We start from the raw sequence: 7,489 nt of genomic DNA, 5'->3' as shown, positions 1-7,489 counted from the left end.
GGCTGCCTGATCGCGGCCCTGACCTACTTCCCCCTGTTTGAGCTCCTGGCGAAGGCGGCCAATCCCGACCTTGCGGCGTTCCAGGAAAGGACCACCGTCACGCTCAGTGTCGATCCCGCGCAGTGCAACTTCCACATCTTCGTCGGACCGTGGTCGAAGTTCACGGAATGCGACAAGGCGAAGGACCACATCATCAAGCAGGGGCTTTCGTTCGAGACCAAGGACTCGGCGCCTGGCGGGCCGGTGGTCCTGAGCATCAACGGAACCGAGGTGACGCCGTTCACGCCAGACGCCTACACTGAGGCCCTGATAGCCGCAGGCTATCCCAACCTCAAGAAGGAGGAGAAGGACGGCAAGACCGTCTACACGGCGGTGCCGTCCGATCCGGACAAGCTCGATTGGCTGGTCGTGCTCGGCGTTCTCTGTATCTTCCTTATCTACGTCGCGATGGTTTACGGCCCGATTGCCGCGTTCCTCGTCGAGCTGTTCCCGACCAAGATCCGCTACACGTCGATGTCGCTTCCCTATCACATCGGCAACGGATGGTTCGGCGGCATGCTTCCACTGCTGGCGACCGCGATCGTGGCCTGGGCCGGCAACATCTACGCTGGCCTCTGGTATCCGATCATCGTCGCCCTCGGCACGTTCATCATAGGCCTGCTGTTCCTGCGCGAGACCAAGGACAGGGACATCACGGAGGTTTGAGGCTCAAAAGAGCGGGAGCGGAGAGGCCCTGTGGATTTCCGCAGGGCCTTTTTCATTCGAGCAACGACGCCGGCTGCAGACCAAACGCAACGCGCGACCTTCAGCGATCAGGCCACCCTAGTACCAGTCGAGCTTTTTGAGCTTCTCGCGAAAGGCGAAACGAACAATGTGTGCCTCGACGACATATTTCAGCCTGGCGAGCGACTGATCGTCGGCAGCCTCGATCTCGAAGCGCAGGGTATTTCCGGCAGCCTCCATGTTGAGCAGGCCGAAGGGCATGTCGGCGGTACCCACCGACGCGTCGTAGTTGACCGGCACCTTGTGCGCGAAGTGCCTGCACATCGCCTGCAGATAGCGGGAGGCCCGTTCCGTCTCGAAGCTGCTTGTCGCCCTCAGCATCCAGCTCTCTCAGTGGATTGAAGCGTCCGGCGACGCAGCCGCAACATGCACCCCAGCTCCCTGCGGCAGGACGCGCTCGACAGAAACCTGCAGATGCCCCAGCGAGGAACGCTCGACCCGAGCCTCCACGCCGTAGACATAGGCAAGCATACCGGGCGTGATGGCCCTCTCCGGATCACCCTGGGCCGCTGCCGTACCGTCGCGCAGGACGACGATATGGTCCGCCCAACGCGCAGCCAGGTTGAGATCGTGCAAAACGATCACGACCACCTTCCCCTCGCTCGCCAGCTCACGCACGAGGCCCATCACCTGCGTCTGGTGGCGCAGGTCGAGCGCGCTGGTCGGCTCGTCGAGCAGCAGCACGCGCGGTTCGCGGATAACCGCCTGCGCGAGGCTCACGAGCTGCCGCTGGCCGCCGGAGAGACGGTTGAGTTGCTCCATAGCGATGTCACCGATCGACAGCCTCTCCAGCGCAGCGAAAGCGCGTTCACGGACCCGTGGCCCACGCGCCTCCAGTCCCGCCACCGGCGAGGCCTTGAGCGACGCCATGACCGATTCCAGCGCACTCAGCGCGACACCCTGGGGCAACGCCTGCGGCATGAAAGTGACAGCATTGGCGCGCTCGGCCACGGCCATATCGAGGATGTCCCGCCCGCCGAGGCGCACCGAGCCGGTTGCCCGGATCAGCCCGGCGAGGGCCAGCATCAGTGTCGACTTCCCGGCGGCGTTCGGACCGACGAGCGCCGTGATGCGGTTCGCCGGGAAGGGATCGAGGGTCAACTGTTCGATGACCCGGCGGCGCGGATAGCCCGCGGAAAGCCGCTCAATGCGCAATGCTTCGCTGGTCACGGTCATATCCGCTCCCTGCGGCCGAGAATGAGGGCGAGGAAGAACGGCACGCCGATGAGCGACGTGACGAGACCGATCGGCAGTACGATACCGGGAACGACGGCCTTGCTGGCGCACGATGCAGCGGACATGACCAGAGCTCCGCACAGCATGCTTGCGGGCAGGAAAAAGCGGTGATCCTCGCCGATCAACAGCCGCGCCAGGTGAGGACCGACGAGGCCGATGAAAGCGATGGTCCCGACGAAGGCGACCGCGGTTCCGGTCAGCAGGCTGGCACGCAAGAGCCCGGCAAGGCGCAGTCGCGCAACGTTGATGCCCAGGCTACGCGCGCGATCCTGGCCGAGACGCAAGGCCGTCAGTTGCCAAGCCGAAAGCATCGAGAACGGAACGACCACAGCCAGCACGACGGCGAGGATGAAGACCTTGTCGAGCGTCGCGCGCGTCAGGCTGCCCATGGTCCAGAACACGAGCTGCTGCAGGGCTTGCTCACTTGCTATGAACTGGGTCAGCGCGACGAGCGCGTTGAAGGTGAAGAACAAGGCGATGCCGAACAGCACGATGGTCTCGCCGCCGGACGCGTGAAGCCGCGAGAGAACGTTGAGCAGAAGCACCGAGCCGAAAGCGAAGAGGAAGGCGTTGACTGAGATGATCCAGGTCTCTGGCACACCGGGGACCCCGATCCCGAGCACAATGGCGAGGGCAGCGCCGAAGGTCGCGGCTGACGACATGCCGAGCGTAAACGGGCTCGCCATGGGATTGTTGAGGATGGTCTGCATCTCCGCGCCGGCAAGCGACAAGGCAGCACCGACCAAGAGCGCCATCAAGGCCTGCGGCAGGCGCACCTCCCAGACGATAACCGACGACGCGCGATCAAGCTTATGCGGCACGAAAAGTCCGCGCAACGCGTCAACCGCACCGAGCGAAGAGGGGCCGGTTGCGAGATCGGCAACAAACGCGGCGACCGCCAGCACGCCCACGCCCAGCACGATGGCGATGCGCACGCGCAGGAGCGACGCATAGGCGTCGAGCACGCCAGCGGCGTTCACGCCCTTACGGGCTTCCGGCATGCGGGGCCTCGCCAGGACTATTGAGCCGGATCCAATACGTACCTTGCATGGGCACGGGCAGGAATCTCTCGTTCAGCTCGCGCAAGCTCGCGTCGGGGTCGATGTCGGCGAACAGCTCCGGGTGAAACCACTTCGCCAGCACCTCGACGGCAAGAAAGTTCGCCGGATTGTTGTTGAAGATGTGCCAGAGCCCGTACACGCGCCCGTTGCGCACGGCAGCCAGGTCGGCAAGACCCGGGCGCGCGACAACCTCAGCCAGCGCCGTGCGCGAAACCTGCTCGTCGATGCCCGGTCCCATGACGAGGCCACCCTTGCCGGCGAGGTGCACACCCCCGGTCCCCACGTAGATATCGGGATCCTTCGACAGGATGTACTCGAGATTGAGCTGGCCGAACGGCGTCTTGAGAACATCGGCCGCGATGTTGTGGCCGCCGGCCGCGTCGATGAACGCACCGATGGTGGCGCGGGCAGGCGAGTTGCAGCACGCGCCGAGGCCCGCATGCGCATGCATGAACACGTTCGGAGCCTTCGGCTTCGCCTCAGCGAGGCGATCTGCGATGCGCTTCCTGCGGCCATTGTAAAAATCGATGTAGGCCTGCGCCTCCGGCTCGCGGCCGAGGAGCTGGCCGAGAATGGCAAGGCTGGGAGCGGTATTGTCGAGCGGCTTGGCAATGAAGTCGATGAACAGCACGCGAACACCGGCGTTCTCGAGGCGGGACACCACGTCCGTCGATTTGACGGACGGTCCGTAGCCGCCGCTGAAAACCGCGACGTCCGGCTGCACCGCAAGCGCCTGTTCGATGGAGAAGGTGTCGACACTGCCCTGCCCGACGAGCGAAACCTTTTCGATCCCGGGAAATCTCTCGCGATAGCGGCCGTAAGTCGTCGCATCTTGCCGGACGAGATCGGCCGGCCAGCCGGCCAGCAGCGACACAGGATCCGGATGTATCAGCGACAAGGCGAGAAGCTGCCGGCCTTCGCCGAGTAGTATGCGTTTGACGGGACGCTCGATCGTCACCTTGCGACCGACGATATCCGTGATCACGACCGATTCGTCGGCCCGCGCTGAAGACGCACCCATTGTCACCACGGCAACAAAGGCGAAACAGGCAACGGTGAACCAACGCGTCATCTGTAGTTCATTCATGCTGGCATCGTACCGTCACTGTGCCGGCGCGAGCGCGAAGCGCAGCGCACGGCTGATCAGGGTCGGAATGACCGAGACGTGGTTTTCGCCGGGAAACTCCTCGTAGGCAACGCGCAGTCCGCGCGCGGCATGCCGTTGCAGCCGGTCGACCAGCTCGCGGGCGTTGTCGACCATGCGGTTCTCATCGATCCACGCGGCACGCTGCGCGCCGCCCGGCATCAGTCGCTCCTGCGGTGACAGCGACTGCTCGAGCGCCCCGACTGCGATCATCAAACTGATATCATGCGGGCCGTCACCGAGGATATCTTCAAATCCGCGCTCAGCCTCAAGGATGGCGCGCGCGCCAAACCAGATCGACGGGCTTCCGGCGATATAGGTCTGAAAAGCACGCGGCCTACGGAACAAGGCATAGAGCGCGAACAGGCCGCCGAACGAATGGCCGAACAGAACCTGACGTCGTACATCGATGGGGTATTCCGCAGCGATCATCGGCTTCAGCTCGTCCTCGATGAAGCTCAGGAAGACGCCAGCCCCGCCCGTCGGCGGCCATTCCGAGCCGTCCGGACGCACCGACAGCGCGGCGCGGTCGACCTCAGGCGTATAGTCGAAGGTCCGCCGCTCGAGATCGAGCGGCAGATCGGTCGGATAGCCGACGCCGACGACAACGGCAGGTCCCACGCCGGTCGCCTGCGGTCGCGCCGACTGCAGGCGCACGGCTTCCGTCATGGTGCCGAAGACGGCGTTGGCATCGAGCACGTAGATGACCGGATAGCCGGTCTCCGGCGCGGGATGCAGCGGCATGGAGATGAAGACACGGAACTCAGCGCCCGAGCGGGATCGCATCGGGCGCTGTTCTGTTCGTGGCAGTGTGACGGGTCGTGCTATCGTGGCTGCTACCATTGATACTTGAGCGTGGCCATTACGTTGCGACCGGTGCCGTAGTAACAGCCGGAGTTCGTGCCTGTGGTCGCCGCCAGACCGCCGCCGAAGGCACCGCACGAGGAGAGATACTCCTCATCGAACACGTTGATGGCGTTGACCTGCAGCGAGTAGCCGTCGAAGGCGGGCGAAATCGCACCAAAATCATAGCTCACCGCCGCATCGACCAGAAGCGTCGAATCGACGGTCCAGGTGTTCAAGCGATTTCCGTAAGTCTCGCCGATGTAACGTACGCCGCCACCGAATCCGAAGCCGTCGAGCGGACCCTCGTGGAAGGTGTAGAAGGCCCAGAACGAGGCCATGTGCTCGGGGATCGCCGTCGGACGCTTGCCTTGATCAGACACCGTGACACCGCCGACGGTGAACGGGTTGGACTTTGTGATCTCGGTATCGAGATAGGTGTAGGCAGCAACGACATCCAGGTTCTCGTTCAGGCTGGCGCGCCCCTCGATCTCGAAGCCACGCGTACGGACCTCGCCCGTCTGCGTCTGGCAGATCGTACTGACATTCGGGAGCGGCGCCGGATTACACGGATAAACGTTTCCCACCGTGGAAACATGGTCCGGATCGGGCGTCAGCACGTTCTGAAGCGTGATATCGAACACCGAGGCGGTGATGAATGCGTTGAAGCCGCGCGGCTCATACTTGAAGCCGAGCTCGTACTGCTCGCCCGTCGTCGGCTTGAACGGATTACCCTGGTAGTCGACCGCCGTAAGTGCCGTACCCGTCACGGGCTCGAAAGACGTCGAATAGCTGAAATACGGCGCAAACCCGTTGTCGAAGTTATAGAGCAGCCCTCCGCGCCACGTAAAGTCCTCGTCCTTCTGGGAGATACGAGTCGTCACGGCCCCGGTGACAGCATTCGCCGAATCGTAGTCGTAGCTCGCCCAATCATAACGCGCACCGAGAAGCGCGACCCAATTGCCGAACTTGAGCTGCTCCTGCGCATAGATGCCCGTCTGTTCGGTCTCGCCGGAATTGTGCGTGGCGAATGGCGGCCTCGGGATGACGAGCCCATACACGGGATTGACGTACGAGATCGGAGTCACGACCGCTCCGCCGCCGCCGGCAGCCGCCCACGCGTCAGACCACGAGCGCTGGTGATCGATGCCGGCCAGCACGGTGTGCCGGAGAGCACCTGTCGTGAACTTGGCTTCCGCCTGATTATCGATAGCAACATAGTCACCCGTGTTCTTCGTGAGCGATCTGTTGCGCGTGATGGTCGGCGTAGCCACGGCAGGCCCTGCCGGACCTGACGTCTGCACGCCTGCGAACTCGGTATCCAGCGACATGTAGCGGAAGTTCTGGCGCACGGTCCAGACCGAGTCGAACTGATGCTCGAACAGATAGCCGATGGATGCCTGCTCGCGCGTGTAGGAATCGTAGGAGGGCTCTCCCGGATTGAAGAAGTGCGGGATTTGCCCGACCGGCGACGGCAGCGCGGATCCAAGCGCCGGCACGGCAACCGAATAGGAGCTCTTGGGATCGTTGAGGTAGCTGCCGAGGATAGTGAGGGTCGTCGCCGTGCTCGGCCGCCATGTGAGCGACGGGGCAATTGCCCACCGTTCCTCCTCCACTCCGTAGATATCGGTCTCTGTTTCGCGTCCAAGGCCCGTGATGCGATAGGATACCTTTCCGGCCCGATCGACTGGCCCGCCGAAATCGAATGCGAGCTGCTTGCGCTCGTGCGTGCCGAACGTCACGCCGACCTCTCCGAACGGCTCGTCCGTCGGCTTCTTGCTCACGAAATTGACGAGACCGCCGACGCCGACCTGGCCATAGAGCACCGAGGATGGTCCCTTGAAGACTTCGATGCGCTCCAGGAAGTACGGATCGACGACGGGCACGTCGAAGTTGAGGCCGCGCTGCAGCTTGAGACCGTCCTGGAAGTGGACGAAGCTTTGCAGACTACCGAGACCGCGGATGTTGACGATGTCATAGCGAGAGGCCGGACGCTGATCGACGATGACGCCTGCCGTGTAGTGCAGCGCGTCCGAGACGCTCTCGGCGCCCTGCTGCTCGATCTGTTTCCTGGGTACGACCGAAACGGACTGCGGCGTCTCGATGAGCGGCGTTCCCGTTTTGGTAGCCGTGGCGCTTTCCCGCGCGACGTAGCCGTTCGCAGGGCCGGTGGCCCCCTGGTATCCCGTTTGCGATGAGGCCGGCGACGGCGCTTGCGGAGCAGGAGACTGCTGAGCGGCCGTCAGAGGTGCCTTCTTGGTCGCCGCCTTCTTCTGCTGCTTCTTCGGCTGGCTTGCTTCGACCGTCACAGGCGGGAGAGGCGTGCTTTCATCGGATGTCTGTGCAGACACGGGTTCGACACAGACTGCGGCAATGCAAACAGCGGCCGATGCGAGGCCGAACGAACGATTGAACACAATGC

At 63.5% G+C, this 7,489-nt stretch carries 6 protein-coding genes and 1 pseudogene; 1 reads left to right on the top strand and 6 read right to left on the bottom strand.

Features of this window, described 5'->3' with window-relative positions:
- A pseudogene (locus tag IT540_RS02075) lies at positions 1-705 on the top strand (MFS transporter); the annotation flags it as partial.
- A 117-nt stretch (positions 706-822) separates the two neighbouring features.
- Here the strand turns inward: IT540_RS02075 and IT540_RS02070 are convergent.
- The 6 genes from IT540_RS02070 to IT540_RS02045 all read right to left on the bottom strand — a co-directional run.
- Entirely contained in the window at positions 823-1,104 is a 282-nt protein-coding gene (locus tag IT540_RS02070) for a DUF2218 domain-containing protein (RefSeq protein ID WP_291172558.1), read from the bottom strand.
- 9 nt (positions 1,105-1,113) lie between these two features.
- A complete protein-coding gene (locus IT540_RS02065; protein ID WP_291172556.1) occupies positions 1,114-1,959 on the bottom strand; it encodes an ABC transporter ATP-binding protein in 846 nt (281 codons plus the stop codon).
- Positions 1,956-3,020, bottom strand: coding sequence for an iron ABC transporter permease (locus tag IT540_RS02060; RefSeq protein WP_291172554.1), 1,065 nt, complete (start codon positions 3,018-3,020; stop codon positions 1,956-1,958). The genes IT540_RS02065 and IT540_RS02060 overlap by 4 nt, the downstream gene beginning before the upstream one ends.
- Complete coding sequence (locus IT540_RS02055; protein ID WP_291172552.1) at positions 3,004-4,152, bottom strand: ABC transporter substrate-binding protein; 1,149 nt, start codon at positions 4,150-4,152, stop codon at positions 3,004-3,006. The genes IT540_RS02060 and IT540_RS02055 overlap by 17 nt, the downstream gene beginning before the upstream one ends.
- 30 nt (positions 4,153-4,182) lie before the next feature.
- Positions 4,183-5,010 carry an alpha/beta hydrolase-fold protein gene (locus tag IT540_RS02050; protein WP_291172549.1) on the bottom strand — a complete coding sequence of 276 codons (828 nt, stop codon included), beginning with the start codon at positions 5,008-5,010 and terminating at the stop codon, positions 4,183-4,185.
- A gap of 50 nt (positions 5,011-5,060) precedes the next feature.
- The coding region (locus tag IT540_RS02045; protein WP_291172546.1) for a TonB-dependent siderophore receptor at positions 5,061-7,489 on the bottom strand (2,429 nt) is incomplete at its 5' end.

It is taken from the genome of Hyphomicrobium sp. (assembly GCF_020852195.1).
In the GTDB taxonomy this organism is placed as follows: domain Bacteria; phylum Pseudomonadota; class Alphaproteobacteria; order Rhizobiales; family Hyphomicrobiaceae; genus Hyphomicrobium_C.
This window is presented reverse-complemented; position numbering and strand designations above follow the sequence as displayed.